The organism is Mesorhizobium loti (genome assembly GCF_013170705.1).
GTDB lineage: Bacteria > Pseudomonadota > Alphaproteobacteria > Rhizobiales > Rhizobiaceae > Mesorhizobium > Mesorhizobium loti_D.
Genome location: NZ_CP033334.1, coordinates 415,371 through 437,409, shown reverse-complemented (window position 1 = coordinate 437,409; position 22,039 = coordinate 415,371). Strand labels below are relative to the sequence as shown.

Annotated in this window: 18 protein-coding genes; 2 read left to right on the top strand and 16 right to left on the bottom strand. The window is 63.3% G+C overall.

Going from position 1 to position 22,039, the window contains the following annotated elements; translation table 11 throughout:
• Position 1 precedes the first annotated feature (1 nt).
• Both EB815_RS01945 and EB815_RS01940 read right to left on the bottom strand, forming a co-directional pair.
• Positions 2-1,015 carry a carbohydrate ABC transporter permease gene (locus tag EB815_RS01945; RefSeq protein WP_056569104.1) on the bottom strand — a complete coding sequence of 338 codons (1,014 nt, stop codon included), beginning with the start codon at positions 1,013-1,015 and terminating at the stop codon, positions 2-4.
• A 196-nt stretch (positions 1,016-1,211) separates the two neighbouring features.
• A complete protein-coding gene (locus EB815_RS01940) occupies positions 1,212-2,567 on the bottom strand; it encodes an ABC transporter substrate-binding protein (RefSeq protein WP_056569107.1) in 1,356 nt (451 codons plus the stop codon).
• Positions 2,568-2,930: 363 nt separating this feature from the next.
• On the opposite strand from EB815_RS01940, the gene EB815_RS01935 reads away from it, so the two are divergent.
• A complete protein-coding gene (locus tag EB815_RS01935; protein ID WP_065005532.1) occupies positions 2,931-3,953 on the top strand; it encodes a substrate-binding domain-containing protein in 1,023 nt (340 codons plus the stop codon).
• Positions 3,954-4,119: 166 nt separating this feature from the next.
• Entirely contained in the window at positions 4,120-5,466 is a 1,347-nt protein-coding gene (locus EB815_RS01930) for an NAD(P)/FAD-dependent oxidoreductase (RefSeq protein WP_081295050.1), read from the top strand.
• A gap of 94 nt (positions 5,467-5,560) precedes the next feature.
• Here EB815_RS01930 and EB815_RS01925 read toward each other — a convergent pair whose 3' ends face one another.
• The 14 genes from EB815_RS01925 to puuE all read right to left on the bottom strand — a co-directional run bounded on the left by EB815_RS01925 (position 5,561) and on the right by puuE (position 21,930).
• On the bottom strand, positions 5,561-7,003 hold the full coding sequence (locus EB815_RS01925; RefSeq protein ID WP_056569113.1) for a S8 family serine peptidase: 1,443 nt from the start codon (positions 7,001-7,003) through the stop codon (positions 5,561-5,563).
• Positions 6,993-7,661, bottom strand: a complete 669-nt coding sequence (locus EB815_RS01920; RefSeq protein ID WP_081294948.1) for an anti-sigma factor — start codon at positions 7,659-7,661, stop codon at positions 6,993-6,995. Before EB815_RS01920 ends, EB815_RS01925 begins: the two co-directional genes overlap by 11 nt.
• Complete coding sequence (locus tag EB815_RS01915; protein ID WP_056570318.1) at positions 7,658-8,224, bottom strand: sigma-70 family RNA polymerase sigma factor; 567 nt, start codon at positions 8,222-8,224, stop codon at positions 7,658-7,660. Before EB815_RS01915 ends, EB815_RS01920 begins: the two co-directional genes overlap by 4 nt.
• Positions 8,225-8,469: 245 nt before the next feature.
• The gene (locus EB815_RS01910; protein ID WP_056570319.1) at positions 8,470-9,309 is read right to left on the bottom strand and encodes an alkaline phosphatase family protein; all 840 of its coding nucleotides are present in this window, start codon (positions 9,307-9,309) and stop codon (positions 8,470-8,472) included.
• Positions 9,310-9,406: 97 nt separating this feature from the next.
• A complete protein-coding gene (locus tag EB815_RS01905) occupies positions 9,407-10,996 on the bottom strand; it encodes an ABC transporter substrate-binding protein (protein ID WP_056569118.1) in 1,590 nt (529 codons plus the stop codon).
• Positions 10,997-11,171: 175 nt separating this feature from the next.
• Positions 11,172-12,842 (bottom strand): ABC transporter ATP-binding protein, encoded by a 1,671-nt coding sequence (locus tag EB815_RS01900; protein WP_056569122.1) that lies wholly within the window; start codon positions 12,840-12,842, stop codon positions 11,172-11,174.
• Positions 12,842-13,666, bottom strand: coding sequence for an ABC transporter permease (locus tag EB815_RS01895; RefSeq protein ID WP_056569126.1), 825 nt, complete (start codon positions 13,664-13,666; stop codon positions 12,842-12,844). Before EB815_RS01895 ends, EB815_RS01900 begins: the two co-directional genes overlap by 1 nt.
• Positions 13,667-13,676: 10 nt before the next feature.
• Positions 13,677-14,636: an ABC transporter permease gene (locus EB815_RS01890; RefSeq protein WP_056569129.1), complete on the bottom strand. Its 960-nt coding sequence runs from the start codon at positions 14,634-14,636 to the stop codon at positions 13,677-13,679.
• Positions 14,637-14,652: 16 nt separating this feature from the next.
• Entirely contained in the window at positions 14,653-16,239 is a 1,587-nt protein-coding gene (locus EB815_RS01885) for an ABC transporter substrate-binding protein (protein WP_056569132.1), read from the bottom strand.
• Between the two features lie 155 nt (positions 16,240-16,394).
• Positions 16,395-18,380 (bottom strand): CocE/NonD family hydrolase, encoded by a 1,986-nt coding sequence (locus tag EB815_RS01880; RefSeq protein WP_056570322.1) that lies wholly within the window; start codon positions 18,378-18,380, stop codon positions 16,395-16,397.
• A gap of 95 nt (positions 18,381-18,475) precedes the next feature.
• Positions 18,476-19,069, bottom strand: a complete 594-nt coding sequence (locus tag EB815_RS01875; protein WP_056569136.1) for a nucleoside deaminase — start codon at positions 19,067-19,069, stop codon at positions 18,476-18,478.
• 65 nt (positions 19,070-19,134) lie between these two features.
• Positions 19,135-19,641 (bottom strand): ureidoglycolate lyase, encoded by a 507-nt coding sequence (locus EB815_RS01870; RefSeq protein WP_056569138.1) that lies wholly within the window; start codon positions 19,639-19,641, stop codon positions 19,135-19,137.
• Positions 19,638-20,501 carry a bifunctional allantoicase/(S)-ureidoglycine aminohydrolase gene (locus EB815_RS01865; protein WP_056569143.1) on the bottom strand — a complete coding sequence of 288 codons (864 nt, stop codon included), beginning with the start codon at positions 20,499-20,501 and terminating at the stop codon, positions 19,638-19,640. The genes EB815_RS01870 and EB815_RS01865 overlap by 4 nt, the downstream gene beginning before the upstream one ends.
• 10 nt (positions 20,502-20,511) lie before the next feature.
• Positions 20,512-21,930, bottom strand: a complete 1,419-nt coding sequence (gene puuE / locus EB815_RS01860; protein WP_056569145.1) for an allantoinase PuuE — start codon at positions 21,928-21,930, stop codon at positions 20,512-20,514.
• Positions 21,931-22,039 lie beyond the last annotated feature (109 nt).

Below are 22,039 nucleotides of genomic sequence, written 5' to 3'. Positions count from 1 at the left end.
TTCAGTGCCCTCCCGTCTCTTTGTTCGCCTGGCGGATGTTCCAGACCATGATCGGGATGACCGCGATCATGATGATGATGGCGATTGTCGCGCCACGGCCGAAATCGCCGCCGCCGCGGAACATCCAGTCGAACATCAGATTGGCCAGCACCTGGCTGTTCCACTGGCCGTTGGTCATGGTCAGCACGATGTCGAACACCTTGAGCACCAGGATGGTGATGGTGGTCCAGACAACAGCGATCGTGCCCCAGATCTGCGGCACCATGATCTTCCAGAAGATCTGGAACGGGTTGGCGCCGTCGATGACGGCGGCTTCCAGCGTCTCCTCCGGGATGCCGCGCAGCGCCGAGGACAGGATGACCATGGCAAACCCGGTCTGAATCCAGATCAGGATGATCATCAGGAAGAAATTGTTCCAGAACGGCAGCGATATCCACACCTGCGGCTGGCCGCCGAAATGCTGGATGATGGCGTTGAGCAGGCCGATCTGCACCTGGCCCTCGCCGCGATATTCGTAAATGAACTTCCAGATCACGCTGGCGCCGACGAAGGAGATGGCCAGCGGCAGGAAGATCAGGCTCTTGGCAATCGTGCCCCACCAGATCTTGTCTGTGAGCACGGCAATGATCAGCCCGAGGAAGGTGCAGGCGGCGGGCACCACCGCCAGCCACAGGATGTTGTTCAGGATTGAGTTTCGCAGATCCTGATCGCGAAGCGCCCACTCGTAGTTGGCGAAGCCGACGAAGTTCTCGCCGCCGCGGTCGCGGAAGGAGAGCCACAGTGTCGCGATCACGGGGTAGATCAGGTAGATGGTGAGAATGATCAGCGCCGGGCCGACGAACAGCCATGGCCGTATCAGGCCCTGCCGGCGCAGATTGTTGACGGCGGCCGTGCCGGAAACTCCGCGCGAGGGGAAGGTCAAGTCGAGCAGTTTGTTGGCGCCCCAGAAATAAGCGACACAGCCGCCGACGCCGATGATGATGACAAATATGGCCGAGAAAATCTGAGCCGCCATGGTCCCTCTCCCTGCGCATGATCGGCCAGGCAGTGCTGGCGATCGGATGCACCGATTTCGTTATTCGCAACAATCGAACGCGAAAGGCTTCCGGCAAGTGCTGCCGGTGAATCCGGGCCGGAGGCCCGGATTCGGTATGAGGATCAGGAAAGTCTGGATTGCACCCGAACCCGGGCTGGCTACTCGCCCGGGCTGGTCACTTGATCGCGTCCCAGCTCTTCTGGATGTCGGCGGCCACGTCCTGGGCGGATTTGCCTCCGACCAGATCGATCATGCCGGTCCAGAATGAGCCGGCGCCGATCTTGCCGGGCATCAGGTCGGAACCGTCGAAGCGAACCGTCGTCGCTCCGACCAGGATCTCGCCCTGCTTTTTCAGCGCATCGCTGCCATAGGCGTCCTTGTTGGCACCCTTGAAGGGCGTGACGAAGCTCTTCTGCGCCATCCACAATTCATGCGCGAGCGGCATTTCGAGGAACTTGATGAACTCGCGCGATGCCTTGGAATCCTTGGTGATCATGACCAATGTTCCGGCCACTTCCAGCGGCGTACCAAGCTCCGGCTTGGAGGCGTAAGGCGGATAGTTGAAGAAATCCGCATCCTGGCCGAGCTTTACACCCTCCGGGAAGAAGGAGGGGATGAACGATGCCTGATGGTGCATGTAGCACTTCGGCGGCACGGTGAAGAGGCCCTTCGGACTGTCGCGGAAGTCTGTCGCGGCCACTGCCTTGGCGCCGCCATCCACCATCTTGTCGTCGGTGGCGATCTTGCCGAAGATGTCGATGGCGTTGACCACCGCCGGATCGGTGAACGGGATCTCGTTCTTGACCCACTTGTCGTAGACCTCCGGCGGTTGCGTCCTGAGCATGATGTCCTCGACCCAGTCGGTCGCCGGCCATCCGGTCGCGCCGCCAGAGCCCAGCCCTATGCACCAGGGCTTGCCGCCGTCGGCTATGATCTTCTTTTCGAGCTCGGCCAGTTCCTCTTGCGTCTTCGGAACCTTGTAGCCGGCTTCGTTGAAATTGTCGGGCGAGTACCAGACCAGCCCCTTCACGTCGATCTTGTAGGGAAAGGCATAGAAGCCCGGCTTGCCGTCCTTGCCATTATACGTGCCGAGCTTGGCCCAGGAGTCGCCGGCGGCGTAGTTCTCCTTGATCCAGGCGGCGACGTCATCGCCCAGCGGGGTCAGGACGCCCTTGGAAGCAAGATCCTGGATCAGGCCCGGCTGTGGCAGGATGGCGATGTTTGGCGGACTGCCGGCTTGGGTGTCGATGACGATCTGCTGCTCATAGTTCTCGGAAGAGGAGTACTTCACCTCGGCGCCGGTCGCTTCGGCGAAATAATCGAGCACCGAACGGGCAAGCGCCTCGTCCTCGCCGCGCCACGGCCCGAAGATGGTCAGGGTCTCGCCCTTGAGATCGACTTTCTTCAGGTCTTCGTAATTTGCCCAATTGAAACGCTTGTCCTCGCCCGGCTTGAACTTCAGTTCGGCATGCGCGGGCGCGTTCAGGGCGAGCGTGGCAAACGCAGCACCCAGCAAAAGCATTTTCTTCATCGGTATTCCCTCCCAGTGGGTCACACACACCGGACGGAACCTCCATTCCGCCCGCCGACGCCGCAGGACTGTGACTCAGTCGCAAGGGAACCGCAACCTTTCGAAGAGTCTTCCAAAGCGCTTTGGCTTTTCTGATCTCGCCACTGAATCGACTGGAAGTCAAGAGGTTCGGTTAGCTAATCGATTTAATTTCGTTGATTCTGACATCAGAAATTGCACCGCAGCATGCTTTTTGGCAGCGCAACAGCAATTTTCTGTTTCAAACCGGTCCCGACCCCGCTTATGGTTGTGTCGATGCCCTCGCGCCTTTGTGGCACTTGGGTCGATTCAATTTAAAAGCGCTTTGAGGGAATGGAGGCCGTTGTGAACCTCAAGCAGCTCGCGCATATGCTGGCGCTTTCGCAGACCACGGTAAGCCGGGCGCTGAATGGCTACCCGGAGGTCAACGAGGAAACGCGCAGGCGCGTGATGGACGCCGCCAAGCGCCATGGCTACCGCCCCAATCCGAGCGCGCGCCGGCTGGCGACCGGCAAGTCCGGCATGATCGGCTATGTCCTGCCGACAGGTGCGGCCGTCGACATCGATCCGCATTTCGTCGAATTCCTGTCCGGCCTCGGCGATTATGCCCGCTCGCATGAGCTTGACCTTGTGCTGTCGCCGGCCGATGCCGACGACCAGGAAACCACTTATCGGCGCATCGTCGCCAACCGGCAGGTCGACGCCGTCTATATTTCGTCGCCCAGGCCGCGGGACAGCCGGGTGGCGCTGGTCAGCACGCTCGGCATTCCCTACCTGGTCCACGGCCGCAGCGAAGGCTTCGATTTCGACTATCCCTATCTCGACATCGACAATGAGGGCGCCTTCCACGAGGCGGCGCGATTGCTGGTCCAGCTCGGCCATCGGCGGCTGGCGCTGATCAATGGCGACGACCGCGAGACCTTTGCCATCCATCGCGAGCGCGGCGTGCGCCGGGCGCTCGCCGCGAGCGGGCTGACCCTCGGCGAGCGCCACGTCTGCTCGGTGGCCATGACCGAAGAAAACGGCTATCGCGCCACCAGGCGATTGCTTGAGGCGAGCGACGCGCCGACGGCGATCGCTTGCTCAAGCCTGATCATGGCGCTAGGCGTCGTGCGCGCGGTGCGCGACCTCGGCCTCACCATTCCCGGCGATGTGTCGCTGATCGCCCATGACGATGTCTTCCCCTGGCTGAAGCCGGAAAACTTTTCCGTACCGTTATCGACGACGCGCTCATCCATCCGTCTCGCCGGCGAGCGCGTCGCCGAGCGGCTGGCGGCACGGATATCGGGCCTGGAAGAAGGCGCCCGCGGCGAGGTCTGGCCGGTCGATCTGGTGGTGCGGGGCTCGGTCGCCGGTGCGCCGGCGTAGGAGATAGACCCAATCGCCCCGTGAGGCCGGCCCCTTGCGGACATCGCCGGACGATCGATTGCCGTGCCGTGGGACAATGGTCTGCCTGCGTCTGCTCTTGATTTGGCTTTTGGGGGGTGGCAACCAGTAAGCCAGAGCATCGATCATTCCTCCCAGGATGCGCCACTTGCCCCTATTCCCGTTTTCCGAAGCGGATCCAATCCGACATGCCGGTCCACCGCCGAAGACTTCGGAGGTGGTCATCGTTGGCGGCGGTATCATTGGCGTGACGACCGCTCTTTTCCTTGCGCAGCGCAACATTCCGGTGACGCTCCTGGAAAAGGGACGCGTTGCGGCCGAGCAGTCCTCCCGAAATTGGGGCTGGATTCGAAAGCAGGGGCGGGACGCGGATGAACTGCCGATTGTTATCGAGGCGTCTCGCCTATGGCGGCAGCTGGCCGAGGAATGCGGCGAGGACATCGGTCTGAAGCAGACAGGTGTGACCTACCTGGCAAGCTCGGACAAGAAAATGGCCGGCTTCGAAGAATTCATGAAGATCGCCGCGATCCATGAACTCGACACCCGCCTCCTGGACGCGGACGAAACCGCAAAACTCATCAAGGGCATGTCGCGCAGGTTCAAGGGCGCGATGACGACGCCCTCCGACATGCGTGCGGAGCCTTGGTTGGCGGTGCCCGCGCTTGCCCGGCTTGCCGCCCGAAAAGGCGCCAGGATCGTAGAGAATTGCGCGGTGCGGACCCTCGAAATCTCAGCCGGCAGGATCAAGGGAGTGTGGACCGAAGCGGGGTACATCGAGACCTCCAGCGTGCTGGTCGCGGGCGGCGCCTGGTCATCCCTGCTCCTGGCAAGACACGGCGTGTCCGTCCCTCAGCTCAGCGTCAGGGTAACCGTGGCCGCGACGGAACCCCTGCCCGAAATCTATTCCGGTGCGGCAGCCGACGATCACATCGCGTTCAGGCGCAGACAGGATGGCGGATACACGCTCGCCCCGGGAGGCAGTAATTTGCTTTACGTCGGGCCCGACGCGTTCCGGCACGCCACCAAGTATCTTCCAGCCCTCATGGCCAACCCGTTCGGGACGCGTTACTTTCCGTTCGCTCCGTCAGGCTACCCCGACAGCTGGTCGACGCCGCGCGACTGGGCACCGGATTCCCGGAGCCCCTTCGAAAGGATGCGGGTGCTCAACCCAGCCGCCGAACGCTCCGGTCTCCGTTCGGTAGAACACAATTTCAAACACCTTTTTCCACAGTTCGAAACGGTTCGCCTGAAGGCCGGCTGGGGAGGCATGATCGACGCCATGCCCGATGTCGTCCCCGTCGTGGATCACGTGGAGGCGGTCGGCGGTCTTTTCGTCGCGACCGGCATGAGTGGTCACGGGTTCGGTATCGGGCCAGGAATCGGGCGCGTCGTTTCCGACATGATGCAGGGAAACGAGACTGGGCATGACCTCAGCCGCTTCCGGCTGTCGCGCTTCCATGATGGAAGCGCCGTTCGATTGGGTCCGGCGCTATAGCGGATCGCGCCAAGCGTGGTCCATCGCCATGCCGGCGGCGACCGCATTCCACCCATCCCGGCCGTTGCGGATAGCCAGTGCGGGTCGCCCAGCCTTATTCCTTCGCCGCTTCGGCCGCCTGGATGTCCAGCAGTCCGTAGCCGAAATCGTTGTCGCGTCCCTTGGGGCCGAGATCCTTCGCTGTCGCCGCCAGTGCTTTCTCGATGTCGTCGGCCGAGCGGCCGGGCGCGGCATGGAGGAGATTGGCGATGGCGCCGCTCACGATCGCCGCCGCGAACGATGTGCCGGTGACGACATCGGAGCCGGCACCGCTTGGCGCCACCATTTCGACGCCGGGCGCCGAAATGAAGACGTAGGCGCCGCGATTGGCCTGCGGCATCAGAGCGTCCCTGGCGTCGGTCGCGGTCACCGCGATGACGCCGTCGAAGGCGGCCGGATAGCCATAGGGCGCCTTCGGCCCGTTATTGCCGGCGGCGGCGACCAGCACCATGCCGAGTGCCCGTGCATTGCGGCAGGCGGCGCCGAGCAGGTCGTTCTTCGGCCCGACGAAGCTCATATTGATGATGCTGACATTCTGCTCGGCCGCCCAGTCGAGTGCCGACAGGATGACGTCCATGGTCGACTTGCCGCCTTCGAAGGCACGGGCGTGGTAGATCCTGGCGCCCGGCGCCATGCCTTCGAGCGCGCCGACGCCGGCGATCAGGCCGTCGATCGAAGTACCATGGTCGCGCTTCTCGACCGGCACGTCGGGCATGGCGTCGAACTGCGCGGCGATCACGCCGGCCAGCGCCGGATTGGTGTCGTCGATGCCGGTGTCGATGACGGCAACACGAACGTTTTCGCCGCTGGCCTGTTTGGCATCGAGCGCGATGCGGTCGAAGGCATAGTTGACGATGCCGGCGGCCTGCTGCAGCGAGTAGATATGGTTGGGCTCGCGGCGCTGCGTGCGGTTGTCGGCGGCAAGCTGCGCCAGCACGACACCGACAGGGCGGCCGTCTGGAATGCCGAAACGCACCAGCGTGGTGCCGAGCAGCCGCGACTGGCGCTGCGAACGAACCTGAAGGCCGAACGAGGCGGCGATCTGCTGCACGGCGCCGGCATCGCCGTCGACGGTCACCAGCACCTCGTCGGGGACGAAATCGCCCGCCACCGCGCGCGGCGGCTGAACGGCGATGAGATCGGTGGGCGAGACGATCGCGGCCGAGATTCCCGGTTGCGCATCGGCGGGGGCGGCCGACGGCGTACCCGGATCCTGGCGCGGTGCGGGTGTCGGCACGGGCACCGGAGTTTCGGCGGGATTGGGAAAGAGGTCGACGATCAGCGCCGGAAGAAAGACGGCGCCGGGTCGCGTCGCCCCCGAACCGTCCTTTTCGTTGTCCTTGGCGCAGTCGGCTCCTGCCGCGTTGGTGCCGTTGCGGCAGTCGATCCTTGTCTGGTCGCCGGTGCTGTTGTTGGTCTGTGCCGATGCAGGCACGGCGGCGATTGTCATCGCCGCCGCTAGGATCACCGCAAATCGAACGACCGCCTCAGCCGCCATCAACCGGTTTCCTTCCCTCGATCACAGTCTCGGTGAACGGCTGGGCAGCAATAAGGCCGAGCTGCTTGGTGTAGTCGGCTGCGTTGGCCGCGGGAATGCCGAGCCGGAACACGCCATCGGCGGTCGGTCCGCCAATGACCTTCAACCCGCTGCTGCCGAGAAAGCCCGAAATATCGGACATCCTCGCATCCGGTTTGAACTTGACCAGCGCGAACGGCATTTTCGCCAGGTCATCTTCGGCGCCGGCGATCTCGAAATCCTTGCCCTTGCCGCCGGGCTGCACCAGGGACTGCACCGCAATCAGGGCCAGCAAGACGGCGGCCGTGGCCCAGGCGACACCGACCGGCACCGCTATGAACCGCCCCCAGGCCTGCGCCAGCCAGGAGGAGCCTGCCGGTGCCCGTGCCGGTCCCGCTTCGGCATCGAGTGCCCTGGCGAAGCGGCTGAGCGCATCGGCCGGCGGACGGATCGCCTCATTGGCGGCCGATATGCCGGAGAATTCGGCCTCGGCCTCGCCAAGGGCTGCCATTGCCGCCGGATCCGTCGCCAGCCATTCTTCGACGGCTTCCAGCTCCGAGCCTTCCAGCGAGCCGTTCAGATAGAACGGCAGCAGCGTTTCCATTTCGTCGCGGCGCGACATTTTCTCAGCGGCGCTCATGGCCACCCCCTGTCGTAACCGGCGGCCTTGAGGGCCTCTCCGAGTTTCCTGCGGGCGTAGAACATCCGGGTCTTGACGGTCGCGACCGGGATGCCGAGCACCTCGCCGATATCGGTCACCGATTGTCCGTGATAATAGGCAAGGTCGATCACCGTGCGGTGCTCTTCGGGCAAGGCATCGACAAAGCGGCGCAAGGCGGCGGCCTTGTCCTCCTTCATCGTGACGACCTCCGGCGTGTCGGCGCCGTCGGGCACCGCGGCGGCGGCCTCGTCGTCGATCCAGTCTTCCTTCTTCTTGCGCAGCAAGGACAGCGCCTTGAACCGGGCGATGCCGAGCAGCCATGTCGAGACTTCGGAGCGCCCCTCGAAGCCTGGCGCCTGGCGCCACAATTCGAGGAAGACTTCGTTCGCGATATCGTCAGCCATCATTTCCGATCCCGTCTGGCGCGCCACGAAGCGGTAGACCCGCGCATGGTGGCGCATGAACAGGAGCCGCACGGCGGCACGGTCGCCCTTCGCGACCCGGTCGACAAGCGCGCGATCGGTATCCGTCGCTGCCGTCATGGCCGGTCGAGCCGCCTGGCTCCTGCCTGCTCTGTCGCTGATCGGCCCAAAAAGGTTCATCCTCCGCCAAGGAATTCGCGGAGGCTAACCGAACTATGGGGATGTTGCCAGAGCATCCCTTCTCTCCCGTCACTATACGGGGAGTTGAGGAGTGGCCCGCTCAGCGGGCGAAAAGCCAACTGCTTGGCTTTTCGAACGACGAACGCCGGCAGGCGGATGAGGGCGGCGCCGACGTCCCCTTCACATTACCCCAAAAAGGGCTTCGCCTTCATCGTCGCCGGCACCGGCACGCCCAGCCGGCTCAGCACGGTCGGCGCCAGCTGCAGCTGATCGAGCAGCGTGTCGCCCTCGGGGCCCTTCGCCGGACCGAAATAATACAGCGCGAAATCCTGCATTTCGTCGTCATGGCCGCCATGGTGGCCACGGTCGGTCTGGCCGTGGTCGGCGGTGACCATGACCTCGTAACCGGCTTCGATCCAGCCAGGCAGGAAGGCTGCCAGCATGCCGTCCATCGCATAGACGGCATGGTCCATCTCGTGGCAGTCGTGGCCGAAGCGATGGCCCATCGAGTCCAGCGTGCATGTGTGCAGGATGCCGTAGTCGATGCCGTGGCGTTTCGTCAGCATGGTCAGCGTCGCGAACAGGTCGACGTCGCTCGGCGTCATCTGGTTTCGGGCATTATAGCCGGTCATGGTATGGAACCGGCCATGCGTGATCGGACCACCCAGCTCGTCATATTCCATGTCCTCGATCAGGTCGAACGGATAGGACCGGAAGAATTCCGACCAGTAGGAATGCGTCACCGCGCCGGTCTTGCCGCCGGCCTTGCTGACTTCCGAGAAGATGTCGGGCTGCGCGACCCGGAAGCGGTTCTCGTTGGAAAGAATGCCATGCACCTGCGGCGACACGCCGGTGTGGATGGAAGCATAGCAGCAGGCCGAGGTCGACGGCAGCACCGAGCGCATCTTCCAGACCCGTGCCTCGCCCGATTGCACCCAGCCCTCGAGATTGCCCATCAGCCGGCGCCAGTTCCTGTAGGGAACACCATCGAGGATGATCAGCAGAAGTTTGGATTTGAGCGCCATGGGCAGCTCCATCAGGTTTGGTAGTTGAAATGGGAACGCCGTGTGCCGTTTCGGGCACACGGCGTTCTTACACGTGAATCGGAAAGGCAGGGTTCAGCTAGGCGTTGAGCCAGCACTCGCCAAGCGCGTAGCCATCCATCATTTCGCCGATAGGGCTCTTGGCAAAGCCGCTGATCTTGTTGCTGGCGGCGGCATCGATGAACTGGTTGAAGAACGGGACGATCAGGCCGCCTTCGTCGCGCATCAGCACCGCCATGTCGTGGTAGATCGCCTTGCGCTTGGCCTGGTCGAGTTCACCGCGCGCCGCAAACAGCATCTTGTCGAATTCCGGCCGCTTGAAGCGGGTGTCGTTCCAGTCGGCGGTCGAAACGTAACCGGTGGAATACATCTGGTCCTGCGTGGCGCGCCCACCCCAGTAGGAGAGCGAGAAGGGCTGCTTGTTCCAGACCTCCGACCAGTAGCCGTCGCCCGGCTCGCGCTTGATCTCGATCTTGATGCCGGCCTTGGCGGCGCTCTGCTGGTAGAGCTGGGCCGCGTCAACGGCGCCGGGGAAGGCGACGTCGGAGGTGCGCAGCAGGATGGAGCCGCTGTGGCCCGACTTCTTGTAGAGCGCCGCCGCCTTTTCCGGATCGAACTTGCGCTGCTCGATGTCGGTGGAAAACAGCGGGTAGGCTTCATTGATCGGAAAGTCATTGCCGACCGAGCCGTAGCCGCGCAGGATCTTTTCCAGCAATTCATCACGGTCCATGGCGAGCTTGAGCGCCATGCGAAGGTCATTGTTGTCGAACGGCGCCGTATCGCAGAACATGTTGAACGGATAGTAGCCCTTGCCCGACACGTTCTCGATGGTGACGCCCGGGATGCGCTTGACCAGGTCGACGACCTTTGGCTCGACGCGGTTGATCATGTGCACCTGGCCGCCCTGCAGCGCGGCCAGCCGCGCCGTGGCGTCATTGATGACGACGATCTCGATCTGGTCGGCATGGCCCAGCTTGTCGCCTTGCCAGTAGTTGGCGAAGCGCTCGCCGCCATGGCGCACGCCTGGCTGGTTGACGGTGACCTTGTAGGGGCCGGCGCTGATGCCGGCATTCGGATTGTCCTTGCCGCCATTCGGCTGGATGACGAGATGGTAGTCGGCCATGAGGTAGGGGAAGTCGGCGTCCGCATCGCCGAGCGTGACGATGACTTCCTTGCCGCTCGCCTTGACGCCCTTGATGTTCTTGAGGATGCCGAGCGCGCCGGACTTGGACTTCTCGTCGGCATGGCGCTCGATCGTGGCGGCGATGTCTTCCGCGGCCACCGTCTTGCCATTGTGGAACTCGATGCCGTCACGCACCTTGATCGTCCAGGTCTTGGCGTCCTTGGAAGCGCCGATCTCCTCGGCAATCATGTTGGTCAGGCTGTTGTCCGGCATCAGCCGGACCAGATATTCGCCCCACTGCTTGCCGAAGCTGTAGGTGACCTGGCTGAGGTTCAGCGCGGGATCGAGGCTGTTGGTCGATTCACCGCCCTGCAGGCCGGCCTTGAGGATGCCGCCCTTGACCGGCGTCTGTGCGAAGGCTTTCCCGGCCAGCGTCGTTGCCAGCGCCGCCGACACACCCAGCGCCGCGGTGCGGCCAAGGAAGTCGCGACGTGATATCCGGCCCTGGCCGGCGAGCTCAGCGAGATGGTCGAGTTCAGTCTTCATGTCCTACCCCTTGTTGAAAATAAAGTCACACCGGCGGCGCCCGTCCGGAAGGACGTGTGGCGCCCTAGTGTTGCATGCTGATGACGATGGTCGCTCCCCGGCCAGTCGCTTCAGCCTATCCCTTTGTTTGTTTAGCGCAATCCCGGGCGGAAAACCCGCTCGCCCTCCTGAATTCTCAGTTCCCCGCGCTGGCCATGCGCCGCCCCTTGATGGCCTTTTCCAGCCAGCCGATCTCCATTTCCGGAACCGACGACAAGAGAAGGTCCGTATAGGCATCGAAAGGCGGCGTGAGAACCTTGCTCTTCGAGCCGTAGCGCACCACTTCGCCGCGATACATCACCGCAATCGAATCGGCGATCGACTTCACCGTCGCCAGGTCGTGGGTGATGAAGAGATAGGCGACCTTTTCGTGCTGCTGCAGGTTCAGCAGCAGCTTCAATATGCCGTGCGCCACCAGCGGATCGAGCGCCGATGTCACTTCGTCACAGATGATCAGCTTCGGCTTGGCGGCAAGCGAACGCGCGATGCACACGCGCTGCTTCTGGCCGCCCGAAAGCTCGGCCGGATAGCGGTCGAGGAAACCCTTGCCCATCTCGATCTCGTCGAGCAGTTCGGCAACGCGCTTGTCGCGTTCGCGGCCGCGCATGCCGAAATAGAATTCGAGCGGGCGGCCGATGATGGTGCCGACGGTCTGGCGCGGGTTCATCGCCACGTCGGCCATCTGGTAGATCATCTGCAACTGGCGCAGGTCCTCCTTCGGCCGGTCGGCAAGCCGGTTGGCCAGCGGCCGCCCATCGAAGGTGACGTTGCCTTGCTCGGGCGGCAAAAGTCCGGTGATGGCGCGCGCCAGCGTTGACTTGCCGGAGCCGGATTCGCCGACCACGGCCAGCGTCTGGCCGGGGTAGATATCGACCGAGACGTTCTTCAGCACCTTGACCTGGCCGCCGCCATAGGCGGCGGTGACGTTTTTCACCGACAGGAACGGTGTCGCGCCCGGCTTCTGTTCGGCATGTTCGATCTCATGCACCGAGACCAGCGCGTTGGTGTATTCCTGGCGCGGCTCCTTGATGATCTGCCTTGTACCGCCCCATTCGACCAGCCGGCCGTGGCGCAGCACCATGATTTCGTCGGAGACCTGGGCGACGACGGCAAGGTCGTGGGTGATGTAGAGCGCCGCCACATGGGTGTCGCGGATGGCGTCCTTGATCGCCGACAGAACGTCGATCTGCGTCGTCACGTCCAGCGCCGTCGTCGGCTCGTCGAAGACGATCAGGTCCGGTTCCGAGCACAGCGCCATTGCCGTCATCACGCGCTGCAGCTGGCCGCCCGAGACCTGGTGTGGAAAGCGTTCGCCGATGGTTTCGGGGTTTGGCAGGCTGAGCTTCTTGAACAGTGCCACAGCGCGCTTTTCCGCCTCGGCGCGTGTCGCCGTGCCGTGCAGCAGCGTGGCTTCCACCACCTGGTCCATCAGCCGGTGCGCTGGATTGAAGGCGGCCGCCGCCGATTGCGCCACGTAGCAGACCTCTCGGCCGCGCAGCTTGCGGAAGCCTTCCTTGCCGCCCTTCAGGATGTCGCGGCCATTTAGGATCACCTCGCCGCCGGTGATGCGCACGCCGCCGCGGCCATAGCCCATGGAAGACAGACCGATGGTCGACTTGCCAGCGCCGGACTCGCCGATCAGGCCCAGCACCTTGCCCTTTTCCAGCGTCAGCGAGACATCGTGCACCAGCACGATGTTCTTTGGCGCCTCGCCGGGCGGGTACACCGTGGCCTCGATGCGCAGGTTCCTGATATCGAGCAGCACGCCTGGCTTGGGTTGTCCGGGTTTCGCTTTGCTGTCGGCCATCACCCGCGTCCTCCCTTCAGGCTTGTCGTGCGGTTGAGGATCCAGTCGGCGACAAGGTTGACCGAGATGGCGAGCGCCGCGATCGCCCCCGCCGGAATGAGCGCGGCGGCAATGCCGAAGACGATGCCGTCCTTGTTCTCCTTGACCATGCCACCCCAGTCGGCGTCCGGCGGCTGCACGCCAAGGCCGAGGAAGGACAGCGTCGACAGGAACAGCACCGCGTAGATGAAGCGCAGGCCGAGTTCCGAAACCAGCGGCGACAGCGCATTGGGCAGGATTTCGCGGAAGATGATCCAGGCACTGCCTTCGCCGCGCAGCTTTGCCGCCTCGACATAGTCCATGACGTTGATGTCGACGGCGACCGCGCGCGACAGGCGGTAGACGCGTGTCGAGTCGAGGATGCCCATGACCAGGATAAGCGTCACCAGGTTCGTCGGCAGCACGGAGAGCACGACCAGGCCCATGATCAGTGTCGGGATCGACATCAGGAGATCGACGAGGCGCGACAGGATCGTGTCGAACCAGCCACCGAACACCGCCGCCGAGAAACCGAGTATGGCGCCGAGCGAGAAGGACAGCGCTGTGGCCAGCACGGCGATGAACAAGGTGATGCGGGCGCCGTAGATCATGCGCGACAAGAGATCGCGGCCGAGATTGTCGGTGCCCAGCCAATGCGTTGCCGACATCGGCTCCCAGACGTCGCCGACGATCTCGGCATTGCCGTGCGGGGCGATCAACGGTGCGAAGACCGCCGCCAGCACGAACAGGGCGGTCAGCACCAGGCCGATCAGGGCGGGGATGGGGATGCGTTTTATATCGAGCATGCCCGCCCCCTCACTTTGGATGTCTGAGACGCGGATTGGCGACGATCGCCGCTATGTCCGCGATGATGTTGAGGCTGATGTAGACGGCGGCGAAGATCAGGCCGACCGCCTGCACCACCGGCACGTCGCGCTTGGTGACGTGGTCGACCAGATACTGCCCCATGCCGGGATAGACGAAGATCACCTCGACCACGACCACGCCGACGATAAGATAGGCGAGATTGAGCATGACGACGTTAATGATCGGCGCGATCGCGTTCGGGAAGGCGTGCTTGCGGATGACCGCGAAGGCCGAAAGGCCCTTGAGCTCAGCCGTCTCGACATAGGCCGACTGCATGACATTGAGGATCGCCGCGCGGGTCATGCGCATCATATGGGCGAGCACCACCAGGGTGAGCGCCGTCGCCGGAAGCGCGATGGCCTGCATCCGCTCGCCGAACGGCATGCCGTCATAAACGGTCGATATGGCCGGGAAGATCTGCCATTTCACGGCGAAGAAATAGACCAGGAGGTAGCCGATGAAGAATTCGGGGAAGGAGGTGGAGGCGAGCGCCAGCCCGGAGATCAGCTTGTCGACCCAGCCATTGCGGAAGCGCACGGCGATCAGACCGAGGATGATCGCCAGCGGCACCGCCACGACCGCCGCCCAGAAGGCGAGGAACAGCGTGTTCCACAGCCGCCCCTTGATCGACGTGGCGATATCCTGGCCGCTCGACATGGCCGTGCCGAGGTCGCCGGTCAGCACGCCGCCGAGCCAATGGAAATACCTGACATAGGCCGGATCGTTCAGCCCGAGCTGCTCGCGCAGATTGGCGAGCGACTCCGGTGTCGCCGATTGTCCCAGAATGGCTTGTGCGACGTCGCCGGGCAGGATCTGGGTGCCGGCGAAGATAAGGACCGATATGGCCAACAGAAGGAGGATGCCCAGCGCAATGCGCTGGGCGATTAGTTTCAGGATGGGTGAAGACATCTCTGCAAAGCCGGACTCAGGCCTGCAGCCAGCACTTCGCCAAGGCGTAGCCGTTCATCAGTTCCTGGTGCGGATCATCCACCCAGCCATCGACCTTGGCGCCGGTGGCGTCGATGAACTGGTTGAACATCGGCAGGATCAGGCCGCCTTCGTCGCGCACCATCACAGCCATGTCGTGGTACATCTGCTTGCGCTTGGCCTCGTCCAGTTCGGCGCGCGCCGCCAGCACCATCTTGTCGAAGTCCGGCCGCATGAAACGCGTGTCGTTCCAGTCGGCGGTCGACAGATAGGCGGTCGAGTACATCTGGTCCTGCGTCGAACGCCCGCCCCAGTAGGAAGCGCAGAAAGGCTGCTTGTTCCAGACCTCGTTCCAGTAGCCGTCGCCGGGCTCGCGCTTGAGCTCGATCTTGATGCCGGCCTTGGCCGCGCTCTGCTGGAAGAGCTGGGAAGCATCGACCGCGCCGGGGAAGGCAACGTCCGAGGTCCGCAGCAGCACGGTGCCGTCATGGCCCGACTTCTTGTAGTGGAACTTGGCCTTGTCCGGATCGTACTTGCGCTGCTCGATCTCGGTGAACAGCGGGTAGGCGGCGTTGATCGGGAAGTCGTTGCCGAGCGAACCATAGCCGCGCAGCACCTTGGTCAGCATCTCCTCGCGATCGATAGCGAGCTTCAGCGCCATTCTGAGGTCGTTGTTGTCGAACGGCGCCGTATTGCAATGCATGATGAAGACATAGTGACCCGGACCCGCATGGTTGCGGATGGTCACCCCCGGCACGCGCTTGATCAGGTCGACGATCTTCGGCTCGACGCGGTTGATCATGTTGACCTGGCCGCCCTGCAGGGCGGCCGTGCGCGCCGTGGCGTCGTTGATGACGATGACTTCGATCTGGTCGGCATGGCCCATCTTGTCGCCCTGCCAGTAGTTGGCGAAACGCTCGCCGCCGTGGCGCACACCGGGCTCGTTGGTCTTGACCACGTACGGGCCGGCCGAGATGCCGGCATCGGGCTTGTCCTTGCCGCCATTGGGCTGGACGATCAGGTGATAGTCGCTGAGCAGGTAGGGCAGGTCGGCATTGGCCTCTTTCAGGGTCAGCACCACTTCCTTGCCGCTAGCCTTGATGGTCTCGATGCCCTTCATGTAGCCGAGCGCGCCGGATTTCGACTTCTCGTCGGAATGGCGCTCAAGCGTGGCCGCCACGTCCTCGGCGGTCACGGTCTTGCCGTTGTGGAACTCGACGCCGTCGCGGATCTTCAGCGTCCAGACCTTCGCGTCCTTGGATGAGCCGATGTCCTCGGCGATGCGGTTCTCGAGCTTGCCGTCCGGGGACAGCTCGACGATCATTTCACCCCAGCACTTGCCGAAGGCGAACGGCACCTGCGTCATCATCAGCGCCGGATCGAGGCTGTTGGTGGATTCACCGCCGACCAGGCCGGCTTTCAGCGTGCCGCCCTTGACCGGGCCTGCCGCGCGCGCCGCACTTGAAAGAAGCGAGTTGGCGAAAGGTGCCGCGATGCCGAGTGCCGCCGCCCTGCCGAGAAAGTCACGACGGCTCAGCTTGCCTGCTGCGACACGCCGGCTAAGGAATTCCAGTTCGTTTGACATATTGAGTTCCTCACTCTGTTGGTTCGACTCTGCGGTCGATTTTTTGTTTTTAATTCTCCCTGAATAATGAGGGTAAGCCAATGCCGTAAGCAAGACCGAATGCGACATGCCGTGGCGTAAATCGTACGTCGCATTTGGACCAACGGCTTGGGATCTCAAACGAGCGCGCGTGGAATTTTCTCCTCGAAATTGCGCTCGAACACGATTTTTTCACCCTCATAGGCTTCGATTCTGGCGCTGAGGATGAAGTTTTCCGCGTCCGACCGCATCTCTGCCCATGTCTCGGTGCGGACCGACCATTCATTCCGCGACAGGGTCTGGGTCCAATGGGTTTTTCCCGAGGCGGACAGCGGATCGTCTGGATGGATCGCCCAGGTCTCGCGGGCGATGCTGCCGTTGACCAGGCCATGGTCGAGATCGCGCACCTCGCCAAAATCATCAGATATGGAAAGCGTGACGATCCCCGTCTTTTCGTCGCGATCGACATGGCGTTCGGAACTGGCGGGCCGGACCATTTCCGTGGCCCAGGGCGTAGCGCCTTCCGGCTCGGCGAACGTCGTTTCGTCGCCCGTCGCCAGCGGGCGCAGCGGCAGGGCCAGCGTCGCCGCCGACAAGGCGAGCTGTACCGGCTGTGGCGAGGGCCAGATGACAGGCCAGTAGGCGTTCGACACCGCGATGCGCAGCCGGTGGCCCGCCGGCACGCGATAGGCGCATTGATCGAGCACGACGCGCGCCGACGCGGTTTCGCCCGGCACCAGCGCCCGCGGAAATTCGTGCGACGCCCGGTGCGTCAGGTTGAGCACGCCGTAGGAGATCAGTTCCGAAGCGCCATCGGGATGCACGTCGCACAGCCGGATCGCGATGTTGGCCTGTGGGCGGTCGGAAGAGAACGTGACCTCGACTACCGGCGCGCCGACGATGTCGATCGGCTCCGTGAGCAGTGGCTGATCAAAAAAGACCGACAGCGCATCGTCGGGGCGCTGGTCGCCCGGCAATTCGGGTCCGAAGGTGAACGGAAAATATTCACCGCCGGCGAGACCACAATTCTGCGGCGAGGCGACGATGGCAGGTCGGCTTCCCTTGGGGAGCAGATCGATCGTCTGGCTCTTGATTGTGGGCGAGGGCCATTCTGTCTCTGCCACCCAGCGGCCTGGCCGCTCCGGGTGCCAACGTGCCGGGCGCACGCTGTCCATCACATAGGCGCGGTAGGCGGGATCGTTCTCGACGCCGGTCTCGGCGCCCTTCAGCCAATGGTCCCACCAGCGCAGGGCTTCCTGCAAAAAGCCGATGGCCGGGCGGGGGCCGGCATAATGCGGATATTTGTGGATCCACGGGCCGACGATGCCCTTTACCGGCGCCTCGATGTTGGTCACCAGGTGCGAGATCGTGTTGCGGTAGCCGTCATGCCAGCCGCCGATCGACAGTACGGCGGCATGAATGGCGGAAAAATCCTCGCAGATCGAGCCGCGTTTCCAATAGGCGTCGCGGTGCTGGTGCTTCAGCCACAGCGGTGCGAGGAACGACTGGTTCTCCAGACGGGTCAGCCACAGGTCCCGCCATCTGTTGTCGCCGGCAATCAGCGGGTCCGGCGGCCGCGACGAAAAGGACAGCATCGTCGAGGCCCAGCCGAAATTCTCGATCAGCAGGCAACCGCCCTTGTAGTGGATGTCGTCGGCATAGCGGTCGACGGTCGAACACAGGCTGATCACCGCCTTCAGCGCAGGCGGCTGCTTGGCCGCCACCTGCAGGCAGTTGAAGCCGCCCCAGGAGATGCCCATCATGCCGACATTGCCGTTGCACCAGGGCTGAGCTGCCGCCCAGGCGATGACGTCGCATGCGTCCTGCAACTCCTGCTCGGAATATTCGTCGTCCATCAGCCCTTCGGAATCTCCATTGCCGCGCATATCGACGCGGATCGAAGCGTAGCCGTGGCCGGCAAAATAGGGATGCGTCAGCTGATCGCGAAAGATGGTACCGTCGCGCTTGCGGTAGGGCAGATGCTCGAGGATGGCAGGCACCGGATCGTCGCCGGCATCTTCCGGCATCCACACCCGCGCCGACAGCCGGCAGCCATCCGGCATGACGATGCCCATGTCAGGAAATTCGACGACTTTGCGGGGGAATTCGGTAATGGTTTTCATGCTGCGCATAACGCCCCGCGGCACGGCAACTTTCAATCGCCATTCGCGACTGGAGCAGCGAAATATGCGACCTGTGCTGCTACCGCTTCATTCTCTCAATTCAGCGGAATATCGTTCTCGGCCTTGCTCGCTTGGTACGCTTCGGACAGTTCGTCGTAGCGTGCCGAGATGGTGCCGATGCGCGTTTCCAGCCGTTGGCGTTCGGCCTCGGGCAGCGCGCGCACAAGCCTGCGGATCGAAAAACTCTTCCAGTAGGCATTCTCGGCATTGTAGCCGCCGGGGTCGAGGGTGAAGACCTCTTTCAGGATTTTCAGATCGTGCGGGATGGCGAAACTGTCGCGCGAATCCTCGTGGCTGAAGAGGTAGTAGAAATTGTCGAAGCCGGTCCAGGTGATCGCCGAAAGGCAGAGCGAGCAGGGTTCATGCGTGGCGATGAACAGCGCGTCCTTGGTATCGACACGCTCGGCCCTGGGCATTTCATAAAACCGCTTCAGGCAATGCACCTCGCCGTGCCAGAGCGGGTTTTCGATCTCGTTGTTGGTCTCGGCCAGCACCAGCGAGCGGTCGTCCTTGCGCAGGATCGCCGCGCCGAACAGCTTGTTGCCGTGCGCGACGCCTTCCGCCGTCTTTGGAACGATGTCGTGCTCGATGACGTCGAGCAGGCGGTCGATCAGTGAAATGTCGGTCATGACGGGTCTCCTGCTGCATGTCGGCCAAAAGTGCCCGCGGTTTTGGGTGGCGACATGCACAAAGATCAAGGGAGATGGATCTCGTAAGCGTGCGAGAAATGGAACTCTTCGAGGTTGGAGCCGTCGCCGCCACGGTCGACGATCAGGAAATCCTGAGCCTCGCCAAGCGGCGTCAGCACGCCGTGCCAGAGGTTGCGGGAATAGTTGACGCCTTGTCCCGGCGTGGTGATGAAGGCATGCGGTTCGCCCGGCCCCTCCTTGCCGTCATGGCAGACGACGACCAGGAACGGGCGCGGCGACAGCGGAATGAAGGCCTGGCTGCCGAAGGGGTGGCGCTCGACCATGGTCAGTTTGAGCGGTATTTCGTAAGGCGTGCCGCGCACCATGGAGATCAGCACCCGCGCGTTCGGTCCCGTCGCCTCGGCGGTCGCCAGATCATGGTAGCGCTCGGCCTTGCCGCCATTGATCGGGTAATGGTTGTCGCCGCCCATGTCGATGACATCGCCAAAGGGGGCAAAGGCCTCGCGGGTCAGCGGCCGCGCGACGATATGAGCCGGGATGGAGCGGGTCACCGCGAGTGGCCGCCGATGCCAGCCCCGCCGAGCTTGGCGTGCCGGTTGACGTCCTTGTAGAGCAGATAGCGGAATTTGCCGGGGCCGCCAGCATAGCAGGCCTGCGGGCAGAAGGCGCGCAGCCACATATAGTCGCCGGCCTCGACCTCGACCCAGTCCTGGTTGAGGCGATAGACCGCCTTGCCTTCCAGCACATAGAGCCCGTGCTCCATCACATGCGTCTCGGCGAAGGGAATGACGGCGCCGGGCTCGAGCGTAACGATGGTCATGTGCATGTCGTGGCGCAAATCGGCCGGATCGACGAACCGTGTCGTGGCCCAGCGGCCTTCGGTGCCAGGCATCGGCGAAGGCGCGATATCCTGCTCGTTGGTGAAGAAGGCTTCAGGCATATCGAGGCCGTCGACCGCTTCGTAAGCCTTGCGAATCCAGTGGAAACGGACGGCGGCCGTGCTTTCGTTGCGAACTGTCCAGCCGCTTGACGGCGGCAGGAAGGCGAAGCCGCCTGGCCGCAAGACATGCTTCCTGCCGGCAAGCATGACCGTCAATTCGCCTTCGACCACGAACAGGGCACCCTCGGCGCCGGCATCGGGCTCCGGCCGCTCGCTGCCGCCGCCGGGCGCGACCTCGACGATGTATTGCGAGAACGTCTCGGCGAAGCCGGACAGCGGCCGAGACAGGATCCAGACGCGGGTCTTGTCCCAGAACGGCAAGGCGCTGGTGACGATATCCTGCATCACGCCCTTGGGGATGACGGCGTAGGCCTCCGTGAAGACGGCACGGCCTGTCAGCAGTTCGGATTGACCGGAATGGCCGCCATGCGGCGCGTAGTAGGTTCGGTCGGGCATCCTGATCGTATCCATGGTTTCAAACCTATTGCGGTAGCATGTCCCTGAGGCGGAGCAGCGCGATGCGCTCGACCTGTTTGCAGGCGGTTTCGAATTCGACGCCGCGGCTGTTGCCTATGCGCGCCTCGAATTCCGCCAGGATTTCCTCCTTGGTCTTGCCCTTCACCGCGATGATGAAGGGGAAGCCGAAGGTGGTGACGTAGGCTGCGTTGAGCTTGGAGAACAGTTCGCGTTCCTTGTCCGTCAGCGCGTCGAGGCCGGCCGAGGCTTGTTCCCGGGTCGATTCCGCCGTCAGCCGCTTGGCCTTGGCCAGCTTGCCGGCTAGGTCTGGGTGGGCGTTGAGCACACCGAGCCGCTCGGTTTCGCTGGCGGCACGGAAGACGCGGCAAAGCGCATTGTGCAGGCCGCCTGCCGTGTCGTGCGCCGGACCCAGTTCCAGTTCGTAGGCCCGTTCGGCAATCCACGGCGAATGCTCGAACACACCGCCGAACGTGTGGACGAATGTCTCGAATTCCATCTTCGACGGTCTTAGCGCCGCCGGCTTGTAAGGATGGTTCTCTTGCCAGTGGCGGGCGATGTCGATGCGCCGCGCCAGCCAGACCTTGTCGTGAGACTTCACATAGTCGACGAAGCGCTTCAGCGCCGCGACCCGGCCCGGGCGCCCGACGAGCCGGCAATGCAGGCCGATATTCATCATGCGCGGCCGTCCGGCCTTGCCCTCGGCATAGAGCGTGTCGAAACTGTCCTTGAGATAGGCGAAGAACTGATCGCCCGAATTGAAGCCCTGTGGCGTGGCGAAGCGCATGTCGTTGGCGTCGAGCGTATAGGGGATGATGAGCTGCGTGCCGCCTGCATGCTCGAACCAGTAAGGCAGTTCGTCATCATAGGTGTCGGAGACATAGTCGAAGCCGCCTTCCTCGGCGACCAGACGCACCGTGTTGACCGAGGTGCGGCCCGTATACCAGCCGGTCGGGCGCTGGCCTGTCACTTCGTAATGCAGCTTGATCGCCGCTTCGAGGTCGCCGCGCTCATCCGCGGCGCTGTGGTCGCGGTAATCGATCCATCTCAGCCCATGCGAAGCGATCTCCCAGCCGGCGTCCTGCATGGCCGTGACCTGGTCGGGCGAGCGTGCCAGCGCGGTGGCGACGCCGTAGCAGGTCACAGGCACTTGCTGCTCGCTGAACAGGCGAAGCAGCCGCCAGAAGCCGGCCCGCGCGCCATATTCATAGATCGATTCCATGTTCCAGTGGCGCTGGCCCACCCAGGGTGCGGCGCCGACGATTTCCGACAGGAAGGCTTCCGATGCCTTGTCGCCGTGGAGCACGCAGTTTTCGCCGCCCTCTTCGTAGTTGACCACGAACTGTACGGCGACATGCGCACCGCCTGGCCATTTCGGATCCGGCGGATTGGCTCCGTAGCCACGCATGTCTCTTTCGTAACGCATCGTCCCTCCCGCCGGGCATCGCCCGAAGTATGATCAGGATATCGAAAGGGTGCTTCTCGCATTCCCCCGAAAATTTTTGAAAGTGTTTTTGTCGCACTCCGCTCGACCG

Excerpts from the sequence above, each read along its gene's own strand:
- EB815_RS01900 (WP_056569122.1), bottom strand. The coding sequence starts at position 12,842 with ATGGCCGACAGCAAAGCGAAACCCGGACAACCCAAGCCAGGCGTGCTG.
- EB815_RS01885 (WP_056569132.1), bottom strand. The coding sequence starts at position 16,239 with ATGTCAAACGAACTGGAATTCCTTAGCCGGCGTGTCGCAGCAGGCAAG.
- EB815_RS01945 (WP_056569104.1), bottom strand. The coding sequence starts at position 1,015 with ATGGCGGCTCAGATTTTCTCGGCCATATTTGTCATCATCATCGGCGTC.
- puuE (WP_056569145.1), bottom strand. The coding sequence starts at position 21,930 with ATGCGTTACGAAAGAGACATGCGTGGCTACGGAGCCAATCCGCCGGAT.
- EB815_RS01925 (WP_056569113.1), bottom strand. The coding sequence starts at position 7,003 with ATGGCGGCTGAGGCGGTCGTTCGATTTGCGGTGATCCTAGCGGCGGCG.
- EB815_RS01875 (WP_056569136.1), bottom strand. The coding sequence starts at position 19,069 with ATGACCGACATTTCACTGATCGACCGCCTGCTCGACGTCATCGAGCAC.
- EB815_RS01890 (WP_056569129.1), bottom strand. The coding sequence starts at position 14,636 with ATGTCTTCACCCATCCTGAAACTAATCGCCCAGCGCATTGCGCTGGGC.
- EB815_RS01905 (WP_056569118.1), bottom strand. The coding sequence starts at position 10,996 with ATGAAGACTGAACTCGACCATCTCGCTGAGCTCGCCGGCCAGGGCCGG.
- EB815_RS01940 (WP_056569107.1), bottom strand. The coding sequence starts at position 2,567 with ATGAAGAAAATGCTTTTGCTGGGTGCTGCGTTTGCCACGCTCGCCCTG.
- EB815_RS01880 (WP_056570322.1), bottom strand. The coding sequence starts at position 18,380 with ATGAAAACCATTACCGAATTCCCCCGCAAAGTCGTCGAATTTCCTGAC.
- EB815_RS01895 (WP_056569126.1), bottom strand. The coding sequence starts at position 13,666 with ATGCTCGATATAAAACGCATCCCCATCCCCGCCCTGATCGGCCTGGTG.
- EB815_RS01865 (WP_056569143.1), bottom strand. The coding sequence starts at position 20,501 with ATGGATACGATCAGGATGCCCGACCGAACCTACTACGCGCCGCATGGC.
- EB815_RS01915 (WP_056570318.1), bottom strand. The coding sequence starts at position 8,224 with ATGACGGCAGCGACGGATACCGATCGCGCGCTTGTCGACCGGGTCGCG.
- EB815_RS01910 (WP_056570319.1), bottom strand. The coding sequence starts at position 9,309 with ATGGCGCTCAAATCCAAACTTCTGCTGATCATCCTCGATGGTGTTCCC.
- EB815_RS01920 (WP_081294948.1), bottom strand. The coding sequence starts at position 7,661 with ATGAGCGCCGCTGAGAAAATGTCGCGCCGCGACGAAATGGAAACGCTG.